Below are 23,213 nucleotides of genomic sequence, written 5' to 3'. Positions count from 1 at the left end.
TGATGAGAAAGAGTTGGATCTGGGCGGCGGGTATTCTTGTGGGGATGATCCTCATCTTTTTTATCGGATTGGAAATCGGGACATCTCGAGCAGTTGTTACGTTAAATAGTAAGAAGCTGGATGCGGTTGCGTTGGAAAAGGAAGTGGAGAAATCCAAAGAAAAAATTGACGAATTGAAAGCTGCTATTTTAGCCCTGGAAAATGAGAAAGATACAGCGGAGGCAGAGGCAGCTGAGATGGTGGATGAAGCAGACGTCGTATATGCACTAATCGAGTCCAAGGATGAAATGGAGGCACAGCTGTCAGAGGTAACGGGTCTGTTGAAAAAGGAAGAACAAAAGGTAAAAGACATGACGAGCAAGGTGAAGGAAAAAGAAAGCGAGTTGGCCTCGTTAAGTGGGGCAGTCAAACAAGCAAAGGGAAAACCGAAAACATTGCCGGCTGGTTATTATACGGTAGGGCAGGATCTGCCAGAAGGTCGATATAAAGCAACACCCATTGGAGAAGGCAGTAATTTTATCGTCAACGAGGGGATGACGGTAAACACAATCCTCGGCAGACATGGCGAAGCTTCGTATACGTTTTCTGTAAGTGAAGGAGATGTCATTCAGACAGAGGCAGCGGTGAAGTTGACACCTCTTGAGGGTGAGTAATTGATTTATCGTAACAGAGCCGTATTTGCGGTTCTGTTTTTTGTTAGTAAACTGTCCATTCTTGGCTAAAAAAAGGATTTGCAAGTGATTTACTAGAATAGTAATGAGAGAGTAGTTTACTTTTTAAATTGAGAAAATACGCATAGGAGGAAATGATGATATGGAAGCAAAGCAAACGGTTTTTGTGAATGAATTTACCAATGGAATCTTAGATCCTGCTCAAGAAATGCTGGGACCCGTAAAGGATGGCGGGCATGTTGTCGCGAATACGGCTCCGGGGTGCTGGGGACCTATGATTACCCCGTCAATCCGGGGCGGTCATGAAGTGACCAAGCCTGTTTTTGTCGAGGGAGCCGAGTTGGGAGATGCGATTGCGATTAAGATTAAGTCGATTCAAGTGACCTCTTCCGCTACCTCATCAGGAAATGATCAAACGGTAGAGGGGCGATTTGAGGGAGATCCCTTTGTTGCTGGAATATGCCCTGGATGTGGGACGAAGAATCCGGAGACGGTGATTGAAGGAATCGGTCAAGAGGCCATTCGTTGTGCCAGTTGTGGTGAGGATGTGACGCCATTTATCTTTACAAACGGGTATACGCTGGCTTTTGATTCGAATCGAACGGTGGGAGTTACCTTACATAAAGAGGCAGCTGAACATATTGCACATGATGGACGAACCTATATGGCAACACCTGAACATTCGGTTCAGAATCCAATTGTGACGTTTGCTCCACATGATTTAGTCGGTACGGTTGCAAGACTGCGTCCATTTTTAGGCCAATTCGGTACAACCCCTTCAAGACCGTTTCCTGACTCGCACAACGCAGGCGATTTTGGTCAATTTTTGATCGATGCTCCACATGAAAACGGTCTAACGAGGGAGCAATTATCGGATCGGACCGACGGGCATATGGATATTAACCGTGTGCGCGAGGGAGCGGTTTTAATTTGCCCAGTAAAAGTCCCAGGCGGTGGTGTCTATCTGGGTGATATGCATGCGATGCAAGGGGATGGAGAAATCGCTGGCCATACAGCGGATGTGGCTGGGGTTGTTACCTTCCAGGTTATCGTCATTAAAGGACTGACGATTGATGGGCCGATTTTATTACCCGTTGAAGAAGATCTTCCATATCTAGCCAAGCCGATTACCAAGAAAGAAAAAGAGACAGCCCGGAGTGTTGCAGATCAATGGGGAGTCGCGAAACTGGAAGAATCGCTGCCCATCTCGTTTATTGGAACCGGAGCGGATTTAAATGAAGCAACAGATAACGGACTGCAGAGAGCAGCAGATGCTCTTGCGATAACGATCCCAGAAGTGATGAATCGAGCAACCATAACAGGATCAATTGAAATTGGCAGACATCCAGGCGTCGTAACGATTACTTTCTTATGTCCTGTAAAGTATCTGAATAAAATGGGGATTACACAGCTCGTAAAAGATCAGTATAGTCATACTAGCGTGGGATCCTTTTAAAACTATTTTAGAAAATTATAAGTGATGACTAGTAGAATGAAATGTTACGGAATGGCATGATCAGTATTTGTCCAACTGGGATGAAGCGATGAGAACGGGAAGTACCTCACAAATTGAGCAGATGTCTCCCGGCTATTTTGTCACCTTTTTTACGGATTGTTCTAAAAACGGTAAAAGAATGTATTGGTTTCCAAAAACACCTTAATAACAGAATGATTCGCAAGAAGAGTAAGGAGTTAACTAGTGGCAGCGAAGAACTATCAAGAATGTTTACGTTCGAAGAATGGAGTTATCGTGATGGTTGTTGGAGTATGGAGAGGGAAGTAGACGTAAACGCAATAGCAGTGTAGTAGTATTTAGGTATAACCATTAAAGACAATCTTACTTTTATTATATGTATCCATAAGTTTCATTTGGATAAATATGGTATTATGTTTTAAAAGGAGGTTGTTGATTATGCCAATTACCTATCCTCACTATGTTAAGACGCCAACCCATTGTGTCATCGAACATTTATCCGGTGAAATGATATCGAGAAAAATAATTACTGGACAGTTAGAGAATCAGTATCATAAAAAAATGCTTTTTATTTTAATGAACCCAAGTAAAGCGAATGAGCATGATTCGGATAATACACTTAATAAATGTGCCAGCGTTGCCTTTACTAGTATTCCACACTTAGAAATTGGTGAAATTAGCATCGTGAATGTGTACCCATTCTATGAATCAAGTGCTAGTCATTTAAATAGTGTGTTACATGATGTGAAAAGTAAATCAAAAGAATTTTACTATAAAGAGATGTTTGCGAATTTAAGAACTGTACAGGAAGCGGTTAAATCAGCTGACTATATCCTATTAGGAACAGGTGGGATACCGGGATCTATCATAGATAAGGAAGAATATACATTTATCCTAGATACCATTGTGAGTTACGTGGAGAGTTTTCATGGAACTGTCTTTCTCGGAACCAGTACAAAGTATCATGATAAATACGTTTACATGGACAAATATTCCTATCATATTTGTCCAAATGGAAACCCAAATACTATTGATAAAATTAAGCTTCATAAGGTACAGAATGGTAAGTTCATCTCTATCCAAGAAGACGATTATTCCATAAAAGCCCCACTACTCATTTAATGCATAGATTAGAAAAAACTCATTTATAGCTTAAATGAGTTTTTTTTTGGAGGCACCTATTGAGGCATAGATAAGTGACGGTCTTTAATTAGCTGTGTCTTAAAACCTTACGAAACATACTTGGCTTCTGTTTATCAAAAGCATTTATGAATTCTTTTCCAAATATAGTAATGCTTCTTTCCCATGGGTGCCCTAGAAAGCCAAATTTAAAATCCTTATGGATAAAGAAGTAGTAATCACCATTCGGAAAGATGGGTATTTTCCATTCTCCCCATTCATCTCTTTCGAATGTTAAATGTGGATTTACCCAAAAACAATCATGCTGGTAATTCAGTGCCAGGATATATTCGTCATCCAAAATGCACTCTTTAAATGCATCTAATGCTCTCTCTTCAAGGTTATCATAAGCATCTAAATCAGCTGATTCCCCGAAAAAATCAGAAATATCATATGTTACAAAAGGCTGTGGTACCTGAAAAGATGGGAACTTAGAAATACTAGGTTCGAATTTAAAATCTCTATGTATCCTGTCCCAAATTTGTGCGTACTCTTCTTCAGAAAACGGAATCCAGTTTTTCATTAAATAACGTCCTTTCTTATTTGAGTATAGTATAAAACTACTCACTTTTGTCCTTTATAGAATATAACTTATGGTACAATTTAGTTATATAACTTAATATTTATGGGATTTATAGATATATTTACAATTGGTATAGGGAGAGTCAGGCTATTATTAGAAAACTTCAAGGCGGTATACATAGTTTATGGCGATTTTAGAGAGTATTAAAAACTTATTTATGAAGTCAGAAGAAGCGAAGTATTACGAACAGATTCAAAAGTACTTAAAGAGCATTACAAGGAAAGAAAAGGATCTGGATAGCAAGATTAGAAGTCTTACGAATCAAAAAGCGTTGATTACCGATCAGCAGGTACAACAAATCCGTGATCTTTATAATAAAGACTATGATTATTTACGTAGTAATCAGGTGCAGGCTATTTCAGTAGCAGCGGTCGCGTTTTTTCAGCGTGAGCAAAAACTTAGTGCAAAACGGTTACCAAAGCTTAACGCACAAATGGTTTTGCTGCGGAATTCATTTGTTCCGAAGCTAGATTCATTGGATGTGTTGCAAGCGGAAAGGAATGCATTTCTCACTCCTTATTTTCAAAAGGTGGAGCAGTTTCTACGTATCGTTAAGAAGCTGAAAAGCATGTATATTACCACTACCCACTATGAGTATTTAAAGAAAAAATATGGGGAGCTGTTTACTTTCTTTGACGATTCATCAGGAGAGACAAACAATGTAGCGACCTTTATGGCGATTTTTAAAGACTTGAATAGGTATATAAAGGATTGGAATGCAACTTATATTCAAAAGGAATTACGGGAAAACGAGGCATTTTTTAATGATATTGACGGAAAATCGCTCGATATTCAACAGAGGACGGCAATTGTAACGGATGAGGCTAGCAACCTGATTCTCGCTGGGGCTGGAAGCGGAAAAACGCTGACCATATCGGGTAAGGTGAAATACTTAGTAGATAAGAAGAACATTAAACCGGAAGAAATTTTGCTCATTTCATTTACAAAAAAAGCGTCGATTGAAATGGCTGAACGGGTCGTTAAACGGCTTGGGGTTAAGGTGGATGTAAAAACGTTTCATAAGCTTGGTTTAGAAATTCTCGCGAAAAATGATCAAGCAAAACCTGAGATCTTCAATTCCTTTCAGGAAGTGATCCATCACTATTTTCAAAAAGAGATTTATCAACATAAAACGGTGATTCAGAAATTAGTCATGTTCTTTGGTTACTACCTAACAATTCCGAAAAGTATCGAAGAGTTTGATACTTTGGGGGAGTATCACGAACATACGCGAGACTTGGATTACGAGACCCTTAAAGGAAAAACGGATAAGCAGGAATATGTAAGAAGTGCGGCGGATGAGCTGGCAAAAGAGTATAAAACCTTTCATGGCGAGACGGTTAAGAGCTATGAAGAAATAATCATTGCGAACTTCTTGTTTCTAAATGGCGTAGAGTACGTCTATGAAAGGCCCTATCCACATCGGACAGAAAGCATACAATACAGTCAGTATAAACCTGATTTTTATTTACCAGAGTTTGATTTGTACATAGAACATTTCGGGGTCAATGAACAGAATAGAACGCCCTGGCTTAGTGAAATTGAGGAAAAGAAATACCTTGAAGGGATGGAGTGGAAACGGAAGCTTCATGAGGAAAAGGGGACAACATTAGTTGAAACGTATTCCTTCTATAATAATAACGGGATTTTACTTGAAAAATTAGAAGAACTGTTAGTGGCAAATGGGGTTGTATTTAAGGAAATCGATTTTCGTGGGGTCTTTGATTCCATTTTTGATCAAACCAAGGACCGCTATTTTCATGAGTTCATTAAACTGATTTCGAGCTTTATTCAATTGTTTAAATCGAACGGGTATGATTCGACTGCATTCGATGAGTTTCATAAGGAAAATAGAAAACAAAATCAAAGCCCCTTTATACGGAAACGAACAGAACTGTTTTTTGAAGTAGTACGTCCCATTTTTGATTATTATCAGTCGTTTCTGCAAAAAAACGAGTATATCGACTTCAACGATATGATTAATTTGGCCACTTCGATTGTACAGGAAGGAAAGGTTCAATTTCCTTATAAATATATCATTATTGACGAATATCAAGACATTTCTAAAAGTAGATATCATTTAGTTGATGCGATTAGGAGGAAAACACATGCGAAGATCGTATGTGTAGGGGATGATTGGCAGTCCATCTATCGTTTTGCGGGGAGTGATATTCAGCTATTTACAAAGTTTGAACAATACTTTGGTCACTATGAATTATTAAAGATTGAACAAACCTACCGGAATTCACAAGAGTTAATAACGATTGCCGGAGATTTTGTCATGAAGAATAAAGACCAAATGGTAAAGAATCTTCAATCAACGAAACAAGCTGCAGCCCCTATTCGAATATTGGAATACCAGAATGATTATCTCGATTCACTGAAAGAAGCCATTGCTGAGATTATTACGATTCATGGTATAGAGACAGAAATCATGTTATTAGGGCGCAATAATTTTGATGTGAATGATGTGCTTAAGAGTGGGGAGTTCGTCAGAAAAGGGAAGGGGGAGCAGGTAGAGATTGTCTATAAAAAGCATCCAAACATTAAATTGTTCTTTTTAACGACCCACCGAGCAAAAGGGTTAGAAGCCGATAACAGTATTCTTCTTAATGCTCAAAATAGTAAGAGTGGTTTTCCTAATAAGATGGTAGATGATCCGCTGCTTTCCTGGGTCTTGACGAAGAGTGATCGATTTGAATTTGCTGAAGAAAGACGTTTGTTCTATGTTGCCATTACGAGAACGAAGAACACTACATATATATTAGCACCAGAGAATAAACAGTCACATTTTGTGAAAGAATTAAAGAGTAATTATGATGTGTCTGTTGAGCCAGCAGGGCAGAGCGTTCAAACGAATCCTCAATGTCCAAGGTGTCAAACTGGACATCTTGTGCTGAGAGGGAACAATGGTAAATACGGTTCATTCCTCGGCTGTACGAACTATCCTCAATGCGGTTACACACTTAAAAATACAGATGTGTTAACCAATCCGAAGATCTGTCCAGGCTGTGGCGGGTATATGATCAAACGGAAAGGGAAGTACGGCAGTTTTTATGGATGCAGTAATTTTCCGACTTGCCGGAGAACAGAGAAGGTGAAGGAAGAATTTTGTCGTTAGTTTGTCTTTTAGTGGATATTCTTGCAATTTTATCTAGATAAGTTATATGCTGTAGATGTAAAGAGGAATGGAGGAATTTATTTGAAAAAGTTAGCAGATAAGGTTGTCTTAATTACTGGTGGCGCCGGTGGTATTGGTGCTGGAATGGCTAAAGCCATGGTAAAAGAAGGGGCGACTGTTGTTATTGTCGACTTGAGTGAAGAAAGAGGTCGAATCGTTGAGAAAGAAATTCAACAGCATTCACCAAATTCCATGTTTATTCCGTTTGATTTAACGAAACATGATGAACTGCCAGGATTGGTTGAACAAGTTGTCTCCAAGTACGGGAAATTAAATGTACTTGTTAACAATGCACACGTTTCTCGTCAAGTTCCATTTATGGAAACAACCAAAGAACTTCTAGATCTATCATTTAATACAGGTTACTATCCAACGTTTTATTTAATGCAGGCAGCAATGCCTCATTTAAAAGAAACAAAGGGTAACATTATTAACTTTGCTTCGGGCGCAGGCTTAAATGGGCAGCCGACACAAGCAGCATATGCTTCAGCAAAAGAAGCGATTCGCGGTTTGACGCGTGTTGCGGCGAACGAACATGGCAGAGATGGAATTACCATCAATTTAATCTCTCCTATCGCCAATTCTGAAGGCGTCCAAGCATGGGCTAAAGCACAACCGGAAATGTATGAAGGCATGTTAAAGGGAATCCCAGCTGGTCGTTTGGGTGATCCAGAAGACGATATCGGACGAGTAGCCGTATTCCTAGCATCTGAAGACAGTAAATACATTACTGGACAAACGATCATGGTCGACGGCGGCTCGATTATGCTGCATTAAATAAAAATCACTGAACAGACCCATTCGCCTAGCGTTTTGGTCTGTTTTTTTTCTGAGAAGTTGCTAAACCATGGTACTAATTGAAGCCGCTACTGAGTTTGTAGAAGAAATTTCCCCAACGGTCAAGGTGCTTTTTTAGCATTGCGTTTGTATGGAAATGCGAAGTATTTGTACATAATTTAACATCCTATCGCTTCTTTTTTGTACGTGACTAAATACCCCCGGAAGGTATTGTCTAACTTTCGGGGGTTGGTTCATATGGACAGTCCTGTTCTTGAAGTTAAACGACTCATTATTTAACAGTAAGTAACTTCTGTTTAAACTCACTCAACACTCTTTTTCGTTCTTCATAATCATCTTCATCTTCTTCCCACAGCTCAAGGTCTGCACCACGTTCAATCAATTCAATAGCATTCTTACGCACTTGTTCTTGAAGACATTTTTTATCTAACTGTATTGCGGAAAGACCAATATATACTAAAGACATTACTTCCAAATCATCATCAATACTATATTTATCTGAGTATTCCTCTACTATTATTTGAGTGGCTAATTCTACAGATTTACCTTCTTCCAAGTAATCAATAAAATCACCTCTTACATCACAAGTAGTATCATCCTCAAATATTCCTGTTCCCCAAGCACCCATAAAGTAACACTCCTCATTTAACTGAAAACAGTTTTTATAATTTGAATTTCATAGGACTGGCAATAAAGAAAAAGAAACTTGTTACTATTACACTTAGAGTTTTCAACGAACCATCAAACAAAGCAAAAGAATTAGTAGAACAAGGATGAAGAGTAGTCGAGAGAAACCATGGATCTGAAATGCTATTTTATTTCTGATGGGGTAGATGTTCCCTACTCAATTTTTATTCTATGCAGTTACTTTTCTTTGTCATTCTTATTCCATTTATATGGAGTCTTAGCCCAATCAAATAATAGGGAAAGAAGAAAAAGAATAAAGGTGGTTATCACGGTTGGTATCCACAAAATATAATCCACTGAAAGACGTTGCCATAGAAGAGATACCCCAAAAAATATCATTGCGTAACGAGCATTTCTTATAATCATAGAGTCACTCCCTTGAAGGTAGAATACGCACCTTCTTTCTTTGAATAAATACTCTTAATATTCTATTAATTATAACGTAAAATTCTCTTTAAAGGATAAAAATAATTTCTGTGTCAAAAGTATATATGAATAATAATTTTCTTCGTAAAAATCAAATAAACCGTTAGCGAAGATTTTTTTTATTTAGTAGACTATATGTAGAGGTACTTTCAAATGATTGCTATTTCTGAACCAAATTGGTTTTGTTCAACAAAGAGATGAGGAGGAATCAGCAATGTTAGTAAAAGACTTTATGATAAAAGATGTATTTGTGCTAGATGAAAATGAAAACTTTAAAACACTATTAGAATTAATGGTAGAGAAAAGAATCGGTGGGGTTCCGGTCGTAAATACAAAGAACCAGTTAGTCGGCATTATTTCTGACGGTGATGTTTTACGAACACTAAATCCTAAAACGCATACTACGTACTTTGGTTATTATTTAAGTTACACGGATGACCTGGATGATACGTTGACGAAAGCTGCAAATCAATCTATTAAACAGGCGATGCGTAAGAAAGTGGTTACCGTCAATGAAGACGATCAGTTAGAATCTGTGCTAAAACTTCTTGCGAATAATCATTTCAAAAAGATCCCGGTTATTAATAAAAATAACGAAGTAGTAGGGATCGTGAGTCGTGGAGATATGATTAAAAAACTAAGAGAAAAGCTATTAGGCGATATCAACTAAGAATTGAGTCGAAAACGGACAGCAAAATGGCTGTCCGTTTTTATTATGGAAAATATAAAATAGCCGGCTCGGAAATAATAGAAAGACGGAGGTTGACTTTCTCGAAAAAGAAGATAAGATAAAAAGTAAGTGATTACTCACATTTTTTATAGGAGTGGACCGAATGCCATCAAAGAATCTGATTGATGAAATGATTGCCCAAGCGAAAATTTCGAAGAAACACACAGACAAACAACAGAAAGTAGTGGAGGCAGCCATTAAAATATTTGCCGAAAAAGGGTTTGCCAACACGTCAACCAGCGAAATAGCCGAAGAAGCTGGGGTAGCAGAGGCCACGATCTTTCGCCATTACGGAACGAAGGAAAACTTACTGCTTTCGATTACGTTACCTTTTCTTAAGGATTTAATACCTCGAATGGCGGAAGAGCTTTTTACTGAATTAATGGCACAAAATCCGGGTACATTTGAACAGTTTATACGAGGACTTCTTAAAAACCGAATTGAGTTTATTAAAGAAAACAAAGAATTATTTAAAATTCTTGTAAAAGAAGTTATGTATCGTGAGGAGTTTAAACTAGAACTTAAACCTTTAGTTTCCGAAATACTTGTTCATCATTTCATCAAGATCATTGAGGAATTTAAAGAGCGTGGAGAGTTAATTGAAAAGCCATCGCCTATTATTCTTCGGATGTTCGTCACATTTCTATTTGGCTATATTACCTCTCGTTTTATTTTACTTACTGACAACTTCGTTATGGATGAAGAGGCAGAATTAGATGAAGTGATTGATTTTATAATGAATGGCTTTAAAAAATAAATGGGGGGTTAAATAATGGCTATCTTTAAAAATAAATTGGTGGTCCTTTCACCTATCATTGCTTTGTTGGTCGTCTTTATTTTTTCATTAACACTTTTTCCATCGGTTCAACCACAACCAAAGAATTTACCAATCGCGATTGTGAATGAAGACGAAGGCGTGCAAATTCCTAATCAACCGAGTATGAACATGGGGAAAACCATCGTAAATATGATTCAAGAGAATCCAACTACAGCTGTGAAATGGGTGATCGTAAAAACAACTGAGGACGCACAAAAAGGGATGGATAATCAAGACTATTATGCAGCCTTGACCATTCCAAAAGATTTTAGTGCTAAGCAGGCATCACTAAGAACACCAGCACCTTCTTCCCCGGAGGTTCAACTATTTATCAATCAGGGGATGAATACCGCTGCTTCAACTATGGCTGGACAACTCTTGAATGGTGTCGTCGACAATATGAACAATACAGTTCGTCAACAACTTCTGGATGAGTTTGACAAACAAGGGGCCGCTTTAACGGCTAAACAAGCGGAAAGCCTCGTTGCTCCTATTACTAAAACCGTTACGAATGTGAATGAGATTGGTACGAATAGTGCAAACGGGAATGCGCCGGTTTCTTTATTCCAGCCGCTATGGATGGCAAGTCTAGCGAGTGCAGCCATTCTCTTTCTGGTTATTCGTAAATTACCCATTGCTGATTTTAAGGAGAACCTGGCGGCAAAGATCGTTCAAATTTTAATGGGTGCTATTCTTTCCCTAGTTATTGGATTTGGATTAACGTGGCTGGCAGACAGCATGTTAGAATTAACGATTCCTCAATTTGCGGATACAGCGCTTTTCCTTTCGATAACGAGTTTTAGCTTTTACTTAATGATCTTAGCTGTCCTTTCACTAGTCGGGTTTAAAGGAATTCCAATTTTTGTATTAATGCTATTCTTTGGTGCACCGTTGCTTGCAATGGCTCCGGAAATGATGTCTTCCTTTTACCGGGATTGGATATATTCGTGGCTGCCAATGAGGTTCATGGTAGAAGGCTTGCGTGAACTGTTCTACTTCGGTAAAGGATTAACCTGGAGTTCTCCAGTAACGATCCTGGTGTGGATTGGAATCGTAAGTGGGCTAGTTATCCTGGGTACTAGCCTTAAGATGAGTTCGTCACAAGAACAATCACAACCTCACTTAAATCGTTAAATCATGTTATTCGGAAAGCAGCTTGTATAGCTGCTTTTTTTGATGTGCAATTTAGGTAAATAAATCATTTTAAAATCCGATATTATAGATGAATATTTTTTTATCTTACCAGAAAGGAAACACATCATAGTCGAGAACATTATTTTAACTATAAAGGCGGTTTAAGTTACATGAAGAAGTCAAAAAGTATTGTATGGAAGTTGTCTTCCATGATTATAGGGTTATTTTTAGCACTGTTTCTAGCTTATTCAGTGGTAACGAGTATGATTATTAACGATAAAAGCGTAGGAGATGCTGAGAGTTCAACGCTTCGTAATGCGGAGTATTCAGTTGGGAAAATGAGTGAGCACTTTAATAAAGTCAATGAGCAACTATTGACGACAAAGCGGATCGTTGAAGGAATGCATGAGAAGAGGAATTTATCAGCAGAAGAAGTGATCGATATGCTAAAGGTCAATTTAACTGACAATGATGAAATTTTTGCTGTTTATGCAGTATTGGAAAATGATTCAGTTGAAATAGAACCAACCATATCTAAAGCGCTAATAGATGATAGTAAAAGGTTTATTCCTTATTTAGTACAAGATGGTGACCAAGTAAATGTCACATTTTTAGAGGGATATGAATCCGAAGAAACAGGTGATTGGTATTGGGTTCCAAAAAAAGAAAAACGAGCTATATTGACCGAACCCTATGAGGAAGAAGTAAATGGAGAGAATATGTCCATGACTACATTATCCGTTCCGCTCATTGACTCGACAGGAACCTTTTTTGGTATATTGTCTGCCGATATGTCGGTTGATTATTTAGCGGAGCTTGTGACTACGATTAAGCCTGACGGCGGGTATTCCTCCATCATTACCGAGGCGGGAATGATTTCCGTTAATAGTAATAAGGAAAAAATGAATGGAACTTATATGAAAGATTCAATTGATTGGGATTCCGTTAAAAAAACGCTGGATAGCGGGAAGCCAGAAAGTATCTATGTCGATTCGAAAACCTATGGAGAAGAAGCATTCAATGCCTTTGCACCGATGATGCTAGAGGGAATAGACGAAACCTGGACCGTACAGCTTGTCTTGCCCAATTCAAAAATTTTAGAAACCTTTAACGAAATTCTTTTTGTCAATATCGCTTCAGCAATTATTATGGTTGTTTTGATGGGATTAGCCACTGCAAGGTTTATCTTTAAAGGATTAAATCCGTTGACCTATTTACGGGATTCGATTGAAACCGCAGCGGAAGGAGATCTCACGAAAAAAATCGATGAAAAATATATCAGACAGGATGAAATCGGTGCAGTTTCAGCAGCTTATAACAATATGCTGGATAAAACGAACGATGCCATTCACACGGTGTTGAATTCGTCCACTGTCCTAAATCAATCGTCGACACAGGTGAATGGAGCGTTTGATGAAATTGTGGCATCGAGCCAAGAGGTCTCAGTAGCGACAGATGAGATTGCGACAGGGGCAGCGAGACAATCAGAAGATACAGAAGAAACCGGTTCCCGGATGATTGATTTATCGAATCAAATCGATTCACTGACGGTACTGTCCGCTCAGATGGATACCTTGTCGAATCAAACAAAAGAAACGACCGAAAAAGGCATGAATGAAATTGCGAGTTTGCGAGAACATAACGCAGCGAGCAATGAAATGAATGAGAAGGTACAAACTCAAATCGAAACGTTAACATCAAACATCGCCAATATTAATCAAGTGATTGCATCCATTCAAGGGATCTCCAATCAAACGAACTTGCTTGCGCTCAATGCGAGCATTGAAGCCGCGCGTGCTGGTGAACATGGCAAAGGCTTTGCAGTCGTAGCAGAGGAAGTCAGAAAACTAGCAGAGCAGTCAAAAAATGAAACGGAAGTCATTAGACAAACAGTAGAAAGTATTGTTGAAGATTCGAAACAAACCGTTTCCATGATTGCGGCCAATATGCAGTTAATGAAAGCACAAAATGAATCTGTCCAAAATACCGAGGCAGCGTTCAAAGATAATCATCAACTAGCTCAAGACAGTGCAACTGCTATTAGTCAGCTAGTAGCCGAACTTACTAATATGCTTGAGCATAAAAATCAAGCTATGATGGCTATTCAAAACATTTCAGCCATCTCAGAAGAAACAGCTGCGTCAGCTGAACAAGTAAGTGCATCGGCTGCCGATCAGCAAGCAGAACTCGAACGAGTAGCAGGATCCGTTTATCATATGACGACCATTGCTCAAGAATTACAGGAAGTCGTTGACCGATTTAAGCTATCTTAATGTAGAATAAGAAAAAATAGTATTCCGACTAGGGATGCTATTTTTTTGTGTAATTTTTCAAATCTATAAGGAAGTGATTGGACAGGGGGCCGGATTGCACATGGACTCTTTATTGAACTAAGTCCATGTTAGATTTAGTATACGCTTTACGATTGTTGCTATATTTTTTTCTTAAAGTTCTTTTAACAATGTCGATTGTCTCATTGGCCCAAGCAGGCCATGTGCTTGATATCATATAGGTTATATTCCTTGAAGCAAAAAGGCTGTTTTTGTAAAACTATTTCCAACAAGAGGGAATAACGTTAAAATTACTTAAAAGTCAGATTATTAAAAGGAGGGAAAGTCTTTGAATAAAAAGGAGTTTGCTTTATCAATTATTCTAAATGCCTTTTTAGGGTACTTATGGATACTATTTATTGACCACATTGTTAGATTGGCAAATTCAATGGAGAACACGTTCATTGTTAGTGGACTTGTCATTTTAATAGGAACGACTTTATTTTGGGAAATTGTAAAGAGGGTAACGCCTTTTAACGAGTACAAATTTACTCATCCAGTTAAATTAGCAGGATTTATTTCCTTCGGTGTAGTGGTCATTGTAAATTTATTCGTCTTTCCAGGTTAGGTTAACAATATAGTGTCTTTACTTTTGATTTCTTTTGAACTGAAAAACTCAGATAAATTTAGAAAAGTTTAGTAAAATATAGATAACTTAGTAAAATACTAGACATCTATAAGGGGAATGGATTATATGTATATTTTGGCAGTATGTAGTTTAGGGGCGATCACATGTATTCTAAAGACTTATTAATATCTATTGGGATGATGTTGATTTTTAGTACAATAGTATTTTATTCCATAGTAGAAGAGAAGAAAAAAAAGAGGAAAGAACGGGAGCTATTACTTAAATCTGGTATCTTTGAAGTAGACAGGATGACAGGGGAAGAATTTGTGGTGTTTCTTGAAAACTTATTCCAAACAATGGGATGTATCGTTCGTAAGACCACTGATGATTACGGTGCAGACCTTGTTATAGAAACGAATAGTAAGACTATAGTCGTTCAAGCAAAATGTTCCAAGGAAAAGGTAGGAATAAAAGCCGTTGAAGAAATGGTTTCTAATAAAAGCTATTATGAAGCGGATGAATATTGGGCTGTTACGAATAATTACTTCACAGTCCCAGCTGTAAAGTTTGGATACTCCAATGGTGTCTATTTATTTGATAAAGACACATTAATAGATTGGGTTATTACAGAGTATAAAGTGGATTAAACCACTTAACCAAGCTTTACTTACATAGGTGTATTAGCGTGTTGAAAAGGCATCTTAGTAGTTTTGTGCATTTAGAATAATGCCTGGTCAGTTCGCTAAAACGGATAACATTATTTTAAATAATTGGCTTTTATTTTCCCTCAGCTTTCTAGTGCTTTCATTTCCTTGGTTAACGCATAATTAACTTTCAATAAGTGACTTTCCTAAAAGTTAGCTCGATTAACTTTTTCTTTTCAGCTATGTTAAGATAGGGTCATTCGAGGAGTGGAGCTTGTTATGGGGATTGTGAATTTTTCTGCGTTTACTAAATATAAAGAGTTGATTCGTTCATTGCCGTTGTCTTTTACAGATGAAATGATTAAGAGTGAGCCATTTTTATTAGAAAAAGATGATCAGAAGAAACTTGAAATGTACTATGCGCCGTTTGATTATGTGAATGAAAGCGCGAAAGTCATGATTGTAGGTATCACACCTGGTTTACATCAAATGAAACGATCCTTTTCAACAGTCATTGATACGAAGGACAAGTCAATGACGGACGAAGAGATTCTTCAAGAAGTAAAAAAGAGATCAAGTTTTGAAGGACCGATGCGAATAAACTTGGTGCGTATGTTAGATGAGTTGAGATTACATGAATACTTAGGGCTTTCTTCCACGATGGAGCTTTTCAACAAAGCAAATGATTTGGTCCATACGACATCGGTCATCAAGTATCCGGTTTTTTATAATGGGAAAAATTACAGTGGGACAACCCCTAGTATGATAAAGAATGAAACGTTAAAAAAGTATGTCGTGAACGGCTTTGCAGAGGAAATAAAACCGCTCAATCGGCCGCTTATTATCCCGTTAGGAGTCAATGTTTCTAAAGTGCTGAATTTCTTAACTGAACATAGTGACCTTGATCCATCGACAACGCTTACTGGATTTCCGCATCCATCCGGAGGGAACGGGCATCGACATAGACAATTTGCCGAAAACAAAGAGCAAATGAAAGAAATGATTAAGAACTATTTTTGAGGGAGAGATTGTGAATGGCAGAGATTAAGTATGAAATTATCGAGAAGGTTGCTGTATTGTCCGAATCAGCAAAAGGGTGGAAAAAGGAATTGAATCTGATCAGTTGGAATGGACGGGACCCTAAATATGATTTACGTGAATGGGCACCGGATCACGAGAAAATGGGAAAAGGAATTACGTTATCCAAAGAAGAAATAGTAGAGCTAAAGAAAGGGCTAAACAATCTGGATAGCATTGAGTAACCATTCACGCAGAGACCTCCTCAGTCTCTGCGTTTTTATTTATTTGGAATGTTGACTTTTCAGTATTCTCGCTCTATGATAAAAATAAGAATATATGTTCGGTATTAATTTTGAGAGGGGATGTATATCAATGAATAAACGATGTAAGTGGGTAACCGAAAAAGAACCTTTATATATGGAGTACCATGATAAGGAATGGGGAGTACCAGTATATGATGATCGACTGTTATTTGAAATGCTCTGTTTAGAAGGAGCGCAGGCAGGACTCAGCTGGTGGACGATTCTACAAAAACGGGAAAATTATCGTGAAGCTTTTGATCAATTTGAAGCGGAGAAAATCATTCACTATACAGATGAGAAATTGCAGTCATTACGAGAAAATCCGGGGATTGTTCGCAATAAATTGAAAATCCAAAGCGTAGTAAGCAATGCACACGCGTACTTACAAAAGCAAAAAGAATACGGATCCTTTTCAAATTATATCTGGAGTTTTGTCGATGGCTCTCCAATTATCAACGAGTGGGAATCTATGAAAGATGTTCCGGTATCTACGGAGTTAAGTGACAAAATGAGTAAACAATTAAAAAAAGATGGCTTTAAATTTGTAGGCGGCACGATTTGTTACTCGTACATGCAAGCAGTGGGAATGATTAATGATCACACCGTAGATTGTTTCTGCCATCCAGTGCAAGTGAAAAAATAGACAGGCATAGAGATGAAGGTCCGTTTGAATGGACCAGAAAAGCAAATGAAAACGAATGATTTGCAAGTAAGGTATCTATACTCCATACTAATGAAGAGGAAGAAATTGGTTGAAATTTTCGAATTTTCAGGAGGAATAACGATGAATAAAAAACAACTTAAGAGTGCGGTGGGCGCACTAAATCAACTATTTTTTTCAGAGAATAGTAATCAAGAGCTTGGTTTGCAAACACTCGAGTTATACATGGACTTGGGATTTAAAAAGGATGCTGACCTCTTAGCAGCACTGCTCGAAGAAGAGGGAGCATATGCACTAATAAGTCACATAAAAGTTTTGGACGTTGCTTTTGCTAAAGAGATTGAAATTGCTTTACGTGATTCGCGATATACGGATGCCGAACTTATGGCCAGTGACATTGAAGTTAAGCGGTTCATGAATTCGGTGAAAGAAAAGAATACATATGAAGTAACGATAAGTGGAATCCCTGTTCGATTTAAGGATAAATCCCACGCTGGCATTTTTCGTCAGTTCTGGTCTTACTTTCTCTATCTTGATATAGACAAGACGATTAAAACAATCGAGCGTGTAGGAATCCGAACTTCTGATTCTCAATATTTCGAATCCATTAATGGATCCAAAAAGAAAAACATATTCGTGAAAGATGGATGTTGGATATATGCGCATTTAACCCCTAAAGCCATGCAGAAAGTGTATGGGAAATTTTTATCTGGATGGGAAGGAGAAGGGACGGTGACGGAATTATAGACTCAATATGAAATCCTAACCTATGGTTGGAACGAGAAGATTCCTAATCACAATCGTTCTTCTTCTCAAAAAAACGATTCAATCATACTAGTAAACGGTAATTTGACACTGTAAAAGGTGTTTTTTTTTATGTTTTATTCAAATTATATCGCCAAAATTATGTAGTTTACTAGGAAATAAGGATGAAGTTGAGAGAATGATTTAAATACTTATTGACACTGATAATCATTTTCAATTAGACTGATTAAGGATTTATAAATTTTTAGTATAATCGGGAATGAGAGGGAATTATATGAAAAAGAAACAACCATGGCTTCAAACCATGGCAGCGATCGCACTTGCAGCATCGGCCGTTTTACCAGGGATGCCGGTTTCTGCTGAGGAACCAAAGTCAACAAAAACGGAGCAATTAATCGTCAAGTATAAACATGACGAAACGTTATCCAGCAAGCAAAAGAAAAACATAGGTGTTGAAACGGTTGAAGAGAACGATGAAGTCGGTCTTTACGATGTAAAAGAGGAATCTGTGGATACTACTATTACTGAAATCGAAAAAATGGAAAATGTTGAATACGTGGAGAAAAACGTTACATACAAAACAGCCGAATTAGTAGAACCCAATGATACATATTATAAAAACCAATGGAACTTACCTGCCATTGATGCCCAAGGTGCGTGGGATAGCGTCGAAGAATCTTCTAATCTAGTAAAGGTAGCTGTGCTGGATACAGGTGTTCAAGGCACGCATGAAGATTTAACCGGCCGTGTACTAGAAGGAAAAACCTTTGTTGAGGGATATGAGGAAAGTTATCAAGGCGATGATCAAGGCCACGGTACCTTCGTATCGGGGATTATTGCTGCGAATGCTAATAATGAGAAGGGGATTACAGGTGTAGCAGGTGATGCTAACGTCAGTATCCTTCCAGTCAAAGTCATGAATAAATCGGGTGTTGGTGATGCGTTCAATATCGCTTCAGGAATCGATTATGCGGTCGCACAAGGTGTCGATGTTATCAATTTAAGTTTAAGCGGTGAATATAGTGAAACGGTTGACACAGCTGTGCAGAAAGCAACAGAAAAAGGAATTGTGGTTGTCGCCGCTTCAGGTAATGGCGGCGGTAATGCGGATGCTTCGTATCCTGCAGCCCTGCCAAACGTCCTGTCTGTTGGAGCGATTGCGCCAAAAGATCAAGTGTATGAGCGTTCGAATTATGGCAGTACACTGGATATCGTTGCACCAGGAGTCAGCGTGCTAAGTACTTCACTTCTTGGCGATTTAGGGACAGATGCAGGCCGTTATTCAACCGGTTCTGGTACATCGTATGCAGCTCCACACGTGGCGGCTGTAGCAGCCCTTTATAAGCTGAAGCATCCAGAAGCTACTGCTAGTCAAGTAGAAGAAGCACTGACATCTACAGCACTTGATCTGAATGAAGAAGGTTGGGATGAGAAAACCGGTCACGGCAAGGTGTATGCGAAAGCGGCTCTAGCTGATGATGTCGAAATTCCTTCGTTAGCATTCGTTTTACCGAAAAAGAATGCGAATGTGGTGGGTACGACGACCGTACAAATTTCCATTAATGACCCTAGCACAAGTAAAATGATTTTTTATATTGATGAAGTCAATGAGAAAAATCGGATCGGGGAGACAGAAACAGCTAATGCTGCTTCAGCGCAAATCAAATGGGATACGACAAAGGTTACAGACGGTTCCCATCAACTCATAGCCGTTGCTGCTGATGCAAATGGGAAAGAACTATCAAGAACGTCAAACACGGTGAAGGTGATGAATACACCTCAATCGGGTTATATGTTTACGGTAACCACACCAAGCGGTACCATCGCAAAAGGTGCATCTGTTAAACTCTATGAAAAAGTTCAAGCAGATGATTCAGATGCGTACAGTTACGCTGAATTATGGACAGGCACGACTGACACAGAAGGTGCGCTTAGGGTACCGAGTCATGTAGGAACAGATTTGAAAAACCTTCAAGTGGTTGTCCAAGGCAAATTTGATACAGCTGACGGCAACTCTTGGTTTATGTATTCACGTGAAGTCGCTTCTTCGGGTGCGATTACCTTAAGAAGTGACAATACCGTACCCGTCAAATTGAATACGCTGGATGAAGAGGGAAAAGAAATTCCAGGAGCACAATACTTCCTTGCCATGAAAGATGATCATCAAACGACATTAGGCTCAACAACGATGATTAATGAAAAAGATGCAAAAGAGGCACCGACTGTCTACGTGGATAAGGGAGCCTATAATGTATTTTCTTATCACAAAACAGCAGGTAAAACCTACTTCTTATCGAATACAAAGGCAGAAATCAAAGGTCCATCAACAATTTCTTTCGACAGTAGAGAAGCTGGAGAAGCGGCCATTGATAATAGCGACAACGGACTCGAAAACGGAATCTTATATTTATATAATGATGACATATCAGAAGCCATTGGCTCGGACGAAGTAATTACGGGTCAAAAATTCTTTGTATCACCTGGTGACTATGATTACTTAGTTGATGCGGAAGTAAAAGATCCTGATGGCGGCGAGAATTGGGTGTATGTGTTTGCGAATGACAAAACGAATGCGGTTGTTCAAAAAGGGAAGAAAACAGTTATTAAAGCAGGCGGCAAACTCGACATTACTAAATTCGAGCCAGACCAAGAATCATTAAAACGTTATTATACTCAGCGCGGACTAACATACATTGAACGACCTTATCCAAATATCGCCTATAAGCTTGATCGAGCTTTTTATACGAAGCAAGTTTTCGGTGATGAATACGGTAATAAGTTGTCAGGAATGTACCGTGGTTCATTGAATTCAGAAGATGCCCTGTATAAAAAAGATGTAGTAACAGGGAAAACGGTGTCGATTGGAAATGACGATGAAGCACAAATCGAAGCCATTAACTTTGGTGATATTTATTCGAAGTATAAAGTCACTCGCCTTTCGGATCAAAAAGTGATGCTGGATAGTTTTGTTAAAAATCCAATTAATCCAGCAAACCGTCAATATTATTTTTATTCCTTCTGGGTAACAAGCAGCTCGGATGTAACGCAAGGGAAATATGAAATTTCATTAACCTTAGATGAAAGTCCGTTGGCACCAAAAGGATTATATAGAGCACTGAATATTGATATGCAGGATTCTGGAACAACCATGCAAGTGAAAAATGCTGATGGAAATAATGTGCCGGCCTATATTACGATTAATACGTTAGAAAAAGATGAAGCGGGTGACCTAGACTGGGTTCAAGCATATGGGCAAAATACAGATACCACGAAAAGTCTGTCTCTGCCAAGTAATTTAGCACTAAGTGAAGAGAAAAAAGGGAATATGGCGATCATTCGTTACATCCAACCATCGGGCGAGTATTCGTATATTTTCCGCCAATTTTCTACATTAGAAGAGTTAGAAACCATCAATATTCCAGCCAATATGCAAAAAGTTTCTGTAACGGCGAAAGACGGAAACGAGAAGCTTGATAATATTTCAACAAGACTTTGGATGATCAAAAAGCCAGTAACCATTAATGGGCAAACAAGCTATCCTACGGCAAATAACCTGCAAAACTATAAATATGATTCTGTATATTTAGAGCCAGGTAATTTTGTAATGGAAGGGAATTATGTGTCGCTTCCAAATGAAAACAATCAGAAAGATAACTACTATTTCCTAGAGTCTGATGTAGAAGTGAAGGACAGTGAAAGCAATATCGTTGAATTCGATAAAGCGGATTTAGCACAGGTGAAAGTGACCGCTGATGAAACGGGATACAGCGATGTGCGCGGAGCGATTGTCTATCCGTATAATAAGTACAGTTCCTCTTTTATTAAGACATTGCGTGTTGGTCACACATTCTATGTACCATCGAATCTAGCGATGGATTTAGAAGTACAGCTCGGCTTTGGTGATAACGAGTCAGCGAATAAGATTTGGAATTACTTCTTGTCAAAAGGCAGCCAAACCTTTACACCAGCACAGCAAGTCAATTGGCAAGTGGGCGGCGATCTGAAAGCGAACATTGCGCTTACCAAAACAAAATTAGTACCTGGAGAAAAGCTCTCCGGAACAACATCGTTCGAAGATGTTTATGGTAACACAGTTTCATCGGTACTCGTGAATCAAACAACAGATTATAGCATTGCTGACGATGCACTCGTTGCCTATGAAAAGCAGAGCAATGGCCAAATTGTTGAAAAAGCAGTCAAAAGTGACTATACAATCAGTCATGGCGGAACAACCGCAGCAGCAACTAGTGTGAAACCTGTATTACATATATATAATACAAAAGGGGAAAAAGTTGCTGAACAAGCGAGTCTTGATTTTTATGAACATATTCAAGAGGAATTAACGCTTCCAAACGGACAATACCGTGCCGAGCTGGCTCTTGCAGCAAGTCCAAAGGGACCGATTGCTTCGGCTAAAGATACTGGACACTTCCAAATTGGTGAAGATGAGGTAATCAAAGTACCAACTGTTTCTACGATTACGGATCGAACCACTGTAATCAAAGGGAAAACGACGCCAAGAGCACTTGTGACGTTGAAAAATGGCAAGAAGACCATTAATTCTGCTAAAGCAGATAAAAATGGCCAGTACTCAATGAAAATTTCGAAGCAAAAAGCGGGTACCAAGCTGACTCTTTCAGCAGCGCTAACAGGATACAAGGCAAGTAAAACGAAGACGATTACGGTGATTGATAAGACAGCACCAACAGTGAAGGTCAATGCTGTAACTGATCAAAGCACAGCTGTTTCGCTTAAGACGGAAAAAGACGCGAAGATCACGTTCACAGCAAAAGGCATGACATATACAAAGCCTGTTTATAAAAAGGGTACGTATACGTTAAAGATTGCTAAACTACCTGCCAACACCAAATGGACCGTAAACGTACGAGATCAAGCAGGCAATCTAACAAAGAAAACGGGTGTGGTTTTAGATAAAACCGCTCCAAAAGCAGCAACTGTTCAAAAAGTAACCACCCAAACAACCGTTGTTAAGGGAAAAGCCGAGAAAAAGGCAACGGTCACGATCTATAAAGGCAAGAAAAAACTGAAATCAGGTAAGGTCAGTCAAAAAGGAACCTTCTCTATCAAGATAGCAAAACAAAAAGAAGGCACAGTCTTGCATGTTTTCGTGCAAGATGCAGCGAAAAATAAATCAAAATTAACAAAAGTGGTTGTGACAAAATAGAAGTTTTGTTATACTAACATGCACCCTATTAAGTAGACGTTTATTGTCTCCTGATAGG

Annotated in this window: 20 protein-coding genes; 17 read left to right on the top strand and 3 right to left on the bottom strand. The window is 38.6% G+C overall.

All coding sequences use genetic code 11. The features are described from left to right. The first annotated feature begins 2 nt into the window (after positions 1–2). The 4 genes from MHI18_RS01620 to MHI18_RS01605 all read left to right on the top strand — a co-directional run bounded on the left by MHI18_RS01620 (position 3) and on the right by MHI18_RS01605 (position 3,267). Positions 3–653, top strand: a complete 651-nt coding sequence (locus tag MHI18_RS01620) for a hypothetical protein (protein ID WP_340845658.1) — start codon at positions 3–5, stop codon at positions 651–653. A 160-nt stretch (positions 654–813) separates the two neighbouring features. Beyond that, positions 814–2,127 carry an acetamidase/formamidase family protein gene (locus tag MHI18_RS01615; RefSeq protein WP_340845657.1) on the top strand — a complete coding sequence of 438 codons (1,314 nt, stop codon included), beginning with the start codon at positions 814–816 and terminating at the stop codon, positions 2,125–2,127. Between the two features lie 212 nt (positions 2,128–2,339). Then, positions 2,340–2,477: a hypothetical protein gene (locus MHI18_RS01610; protein ID WP_340845655.1), complete on the top strand. Its 138-nt coding sequence runs from the start codon at positions 2,340–2,342 to the stop codon at positions 2,475–2,477. 106 nt (positions 2,478–2,583) lie between these two features. Further along, positions 2,584–3,267, top strand: coding sequence for a DUF1643 domain-containing protein (locus tag MHI18_RS01605; protein WP_340845654.1), 684 nt, complete (start codon positions 2,584–2,586; stop codon positions 3,265–3,267). Positions 3,268–3,355: 88 nt separating this feature from the next. Here MHI18_RS01605 and MHI18_RS01600 read toward each other — a convergent pair whose 3' ends face one another. Beyond that, a complete protein-coding gene (locus MHI18_RS01600) occupies positions 3,356–3,847 on the bottom strand; it encodes a DUF2716 domain-containing protein (RefSeq protein WP_340845653.1) in 492 nt (163 codons plus the stop codon). 184 nt (positions 3,848–4,031) lie between these two features. Between MHI18_RS01600 and MHI18_RS01595 the strand changes: the two genes are divergently transcribed. After that, on the top strand, positions 4,032–7,028 hold the full coding sequence (locus MHI18_RS01595; RefSeq protein WP_340845652.1) for a UvrD-helicase domain-containing protein: 2,997 nt from the start codon (positions 4,032–4,034) through the stop codon (positions 7,026–7,028). Between the two features lie 81 nt (positions 7,029–7,109). Beyond that, complete coding sequence (locus tag MHI18_RS01590) at positions 7,110–7,865, top strand: SDR family NAD(P)-dependent oxidoreductase (RefSeq protein ID WP_340845651.1); 756 nt, start codon at positions 7,110–7,112, stop codon at positions 7,863–7,865. A 292-nt stretch (positions 7,866–8,157) separates the two neighbouring features. Here the strand turns inward: MHI18_RS01590 and MHI18_RS01585 are convergent, their stop codons facing one another. Then, positions 8,158–8,514: a MarR family transcriptional regulator gene (locus MHI18_RS01585; RefSeq protein ID WP_340845650.1), complete on the bottom strand. Its 357-nt coding sequence runs from the start codon at positions 8,512–8,514 to the stop codon at positions 8,158–8,160. 236 nt (positions 8,515–8,750) lie between these two features. Then, a complete protein-coding gene (locus MHI18_RS01580) occupies positions 8,751–8,939 on the bottom strand; it encodes a hypothetical protein (RefSeq protein WP_340845649.1) in 189 nt (62 codons plus the stop codon). 274 nt (positions 8,940–9,213) lie between these two features. Here MHI18_RS01580 and MHI18_RS01575 point away from each other — a divergent pair, with 274 nt between their 5' ends. From MHI18_RS01575 to MHI18_RS01525, 11 genes are all read left to right on the top strand, one after another. After that, positions 9,214–9,669 (top strand): CBS domain-containing protein, encoded by a 456-nt coding sequence (locus tag MHI18_RS01575; protein WP_340845648.1) that lies wholly within the window; start codon positions 9,214–9,216, stop codon positions 9,667–9,669. A 163-nt stretch (positions 9,670–9,832) separates the two neighbouring features. Next, positions 9,833–10,486: a TetR/AcrR family transcriptional regulator gene (locus MHI18_RS01570; RefSeq protein WP_340845647.1), complete on the top strand. Its 654-nt coding sequence runs from the start codon at positions 9,833–9,835 to the stop codon at positions 10,484–10,486. 21 nt (positions 10,487–10,507) lie between these two features. Further along, positions 10,508–11,680, top strand: a complete 1,173-nt coding sequence (locus tag MHI18_RS01565) for a YhgE/Pip domain-containing protein (RefSeq protein WP_340847543.1) — start codon at positions 10,508–10,510, stop codon at positions 11,678–11,680. Positions 11,681–11,850: 170 nt separating this feature from the next. Next, entirely contained in the window at positions 11,851–13,953 is a 2,103-nt protein-coding gene (locus MHI18_RS01560; RefSeq protein WP_340845646.1) for a methyl-accepting chemotaxis protein, read from the top strand. A gap of 346 nt (positions 13,954–14,299) precedes the next feature. Beyond that, positions 14,300–14,578, top strand: coding sequence for a hypothetical protein (locus MHI18_RS01555; RefSeq protein WP_340845645.1), 279 nt, complete (start codon positions 14,300–14,302; stop codon positions 14,576–14,578). 164 nt (positions 14,579–14,742) lie between these two features. After that, positions 14,743–15,225 carry a restriction endonuclease gene (locus tag MHI18_RS01550; protein WP_340845644.1) on the top strand — a complete coding sequence of 161 codons (483 nt, stop codon included), beginning with the start codon at positions 14,743–14,745 and terminating at the stop codon, positions 15,223–15,225. A 276-nt stretch (positions 15,226–15,501) separates the two neighbouring features. Continuing rightward, positions 15,502–16,242, top strand: a complete 741-nt coding sequence (locus tag MHI18_RS01545) for a hypothetical protein (RefSeq protein ID WP_340845643.1) — start codon at positions 15,502–15,504, stop codon at positions 16,240–16,242. Between the two features lie 14 nt (positions 16,243–16,256). Next, on the top strand, positions 16,257–16,484 hold the full coding sequence (locus MHI18_RS01540; RefSeq protein ID WP_340845642.1) for a YdbC family protein: 228 nt from the start codon (positions 16,257–16,259) through the stop codon (positions 16,482–16,484). 130 nt (positions 16,485–16,614) lie between these two features. Then, the gene (locus tag MHI18_RS01535; RefSeq protein WP_340845641.1) at positions 16,615–17,187 is read left to right on the top strand and encodes a DNA-3-methyladenine glycosylase I; all 573 of its coding nucleotides are present in this window, start codon (positions 16,615–16,617) and stop codon (positions 17,185–17,187) included. Between the two features lie 141 nt (positions 17,188–17,328). After that, positions 17,329–17,952 (top strand): hypothetical protein, encoded by a 624-nt coding sequence (locus tag MHI18_RS01530; protein ID WP_340845640.1) that lies wholly within the window; start codon positions 17,329–17,331, stop codon positions 17,950–17,952. 292 nt (positions 17,953–18,244) lie between these two features. Continuing rightward, a complete protein-coding gene (locus tag MHI18_RS01525) occupies positions 18,245–23,155 on the top strand; it encodes a S8 family serine peptidase (protein WP_340845639.1) in 4,911 nt (1,636 codons plus the stop codon). Positions 23,156–23,213: the final 58 nt, after the last annotated feature.

This window comes from Peribacillus sp. FSL H8-0477 (assembly GCF_038002765.1).
Taxonomy (GTDB): Bacteria; Bacillota; Bacilli; order Bacillales; family DSM-1321; genus Peribacillus.
This window is presented reverse-complemented; position numbering and strand designations above follow the sequence as displayed.

Excerpts from the sequence above, each read along its gene's own strand:
- MHI18_RS01530 (WP_340845640.1), top strand. The coding sequence starts at position 17,329 with ATGAATAAAAAACAACTTAAGAGTGCGGTGGGCGCACTAAATCAACTA.
- MHI18_RS01535 (WP_340845641.1), top strand. The coding sequence starts at position 16,615 with ATGAATAAACGATGTAAGTGGGTAACCGAAAAAGAACCTTTATATATG.
- MHI18_RS01595 (WP_340845652.1), top strand. The coding sequence starts at position 4,032 with ATGGCGATTTTAGAGAGTATTAAAAACTTATTTATGAAGTCAGAAGAA.
- MHI18_RS01610 (WP_340845655.1), top strand. The coding sequence starts at position 2,340 with ATGATTCGCAAGAAGAGTAAGGAGTTAACTAGTGGCAGCGAAGAACTA.
- MHI18_RS01600 (WP_340845653.1), bottom strand. The coding sequence starts at position 3,847 with ATGAAAAACTGGATTCCGTTTTCTGAAGAAGAGTACGCACAAATTTGG.
- MHI18_RS01545 (WP_340845643.1), top strand. The coding sequence starts at position 15,502 with ATGGGGATTGTGAATTTTTCTGCGTTTACTAAATATAAAGAGTTGATT.
- MHI18_RS01560 (WP_340845646.1), top strand. The coding sequence starts at position 11,851 with ATGAAGAAGTCAAAAAGTATTGTATGGAAGTTGTCTTCCATGATTATA.
- MHI18_RS01550 (WP_340845644.1), top strand. The coding sequence starts at position 14,743 with ATGTATTCTAAAGACTTATTAATATCTATTGGGATGATGTTGATTTTT.
- MHI18_RS01585 (WP_340845650.1), bottom strand. The coding sequence starts at position 8,514 with ATGGGTGCTTGGGGAACAGGAATATTTGAGGATGATACTACTTGTGAT.
- MHI18_RS01570 (WP_340845647.1), top strand. The coding sequence starts at position 9,833 with ATGCCATCAAAGAATCTGATTGATGAAATGATTGCCCAAGCGAAAATT.
- MHI18_RS01605 (WP_340845654.1), top strand. The coding sequence starts at position 2,584 with ATGCCAATTACCTATCCTCACTATGTTAAGACGCCAACCCATTGTGTC.
- MHI18_RS01615 (WP_340845657.1), top strand. The coding sequence starts at position 814 with ATGGAAGCAAAGCAAACGGTTTTTGTGAATGAATTTACCAATGGAATC.
- MHI18_RS01525 (WP_340845639.1), top strand. The coding sequence starts at position 18,245 with ATGAAAAAGAAACAACCATGGCTTCAAACCATGGCAGCGATCGCACTT.
- MHI18_RS01620 (WP_340845658.1), top strand. The coding sequence starts at position 3 with ATGAGAAAGAGTTGGATCTGGGCGGCGGGTATTCTTGTGGGGATGATC.
- MHI18_RS01540 (WP_340845642.1), top strand. The coding sequence starts at position 16,257 with ATGGCAGAGATTAAGTATGAAATTATCGAGAAGGTTGCTGTATTGTCC.
- MHI18_RS01575 (WP_340845648.1), top strand. The coding sequence starts at position 9,214 with ATGTTAGTAAAAGACTTTATGATAAAAGATGTATTTGTGCTAGATGAA.
- MHI18_RS01580 (WP_340845649.1), bottom strand. The coding sequence starts at position 8,939 with ATGATTATAAGAAATGCTCGTTACGCAATGATATTTTTTGGGGTATCT.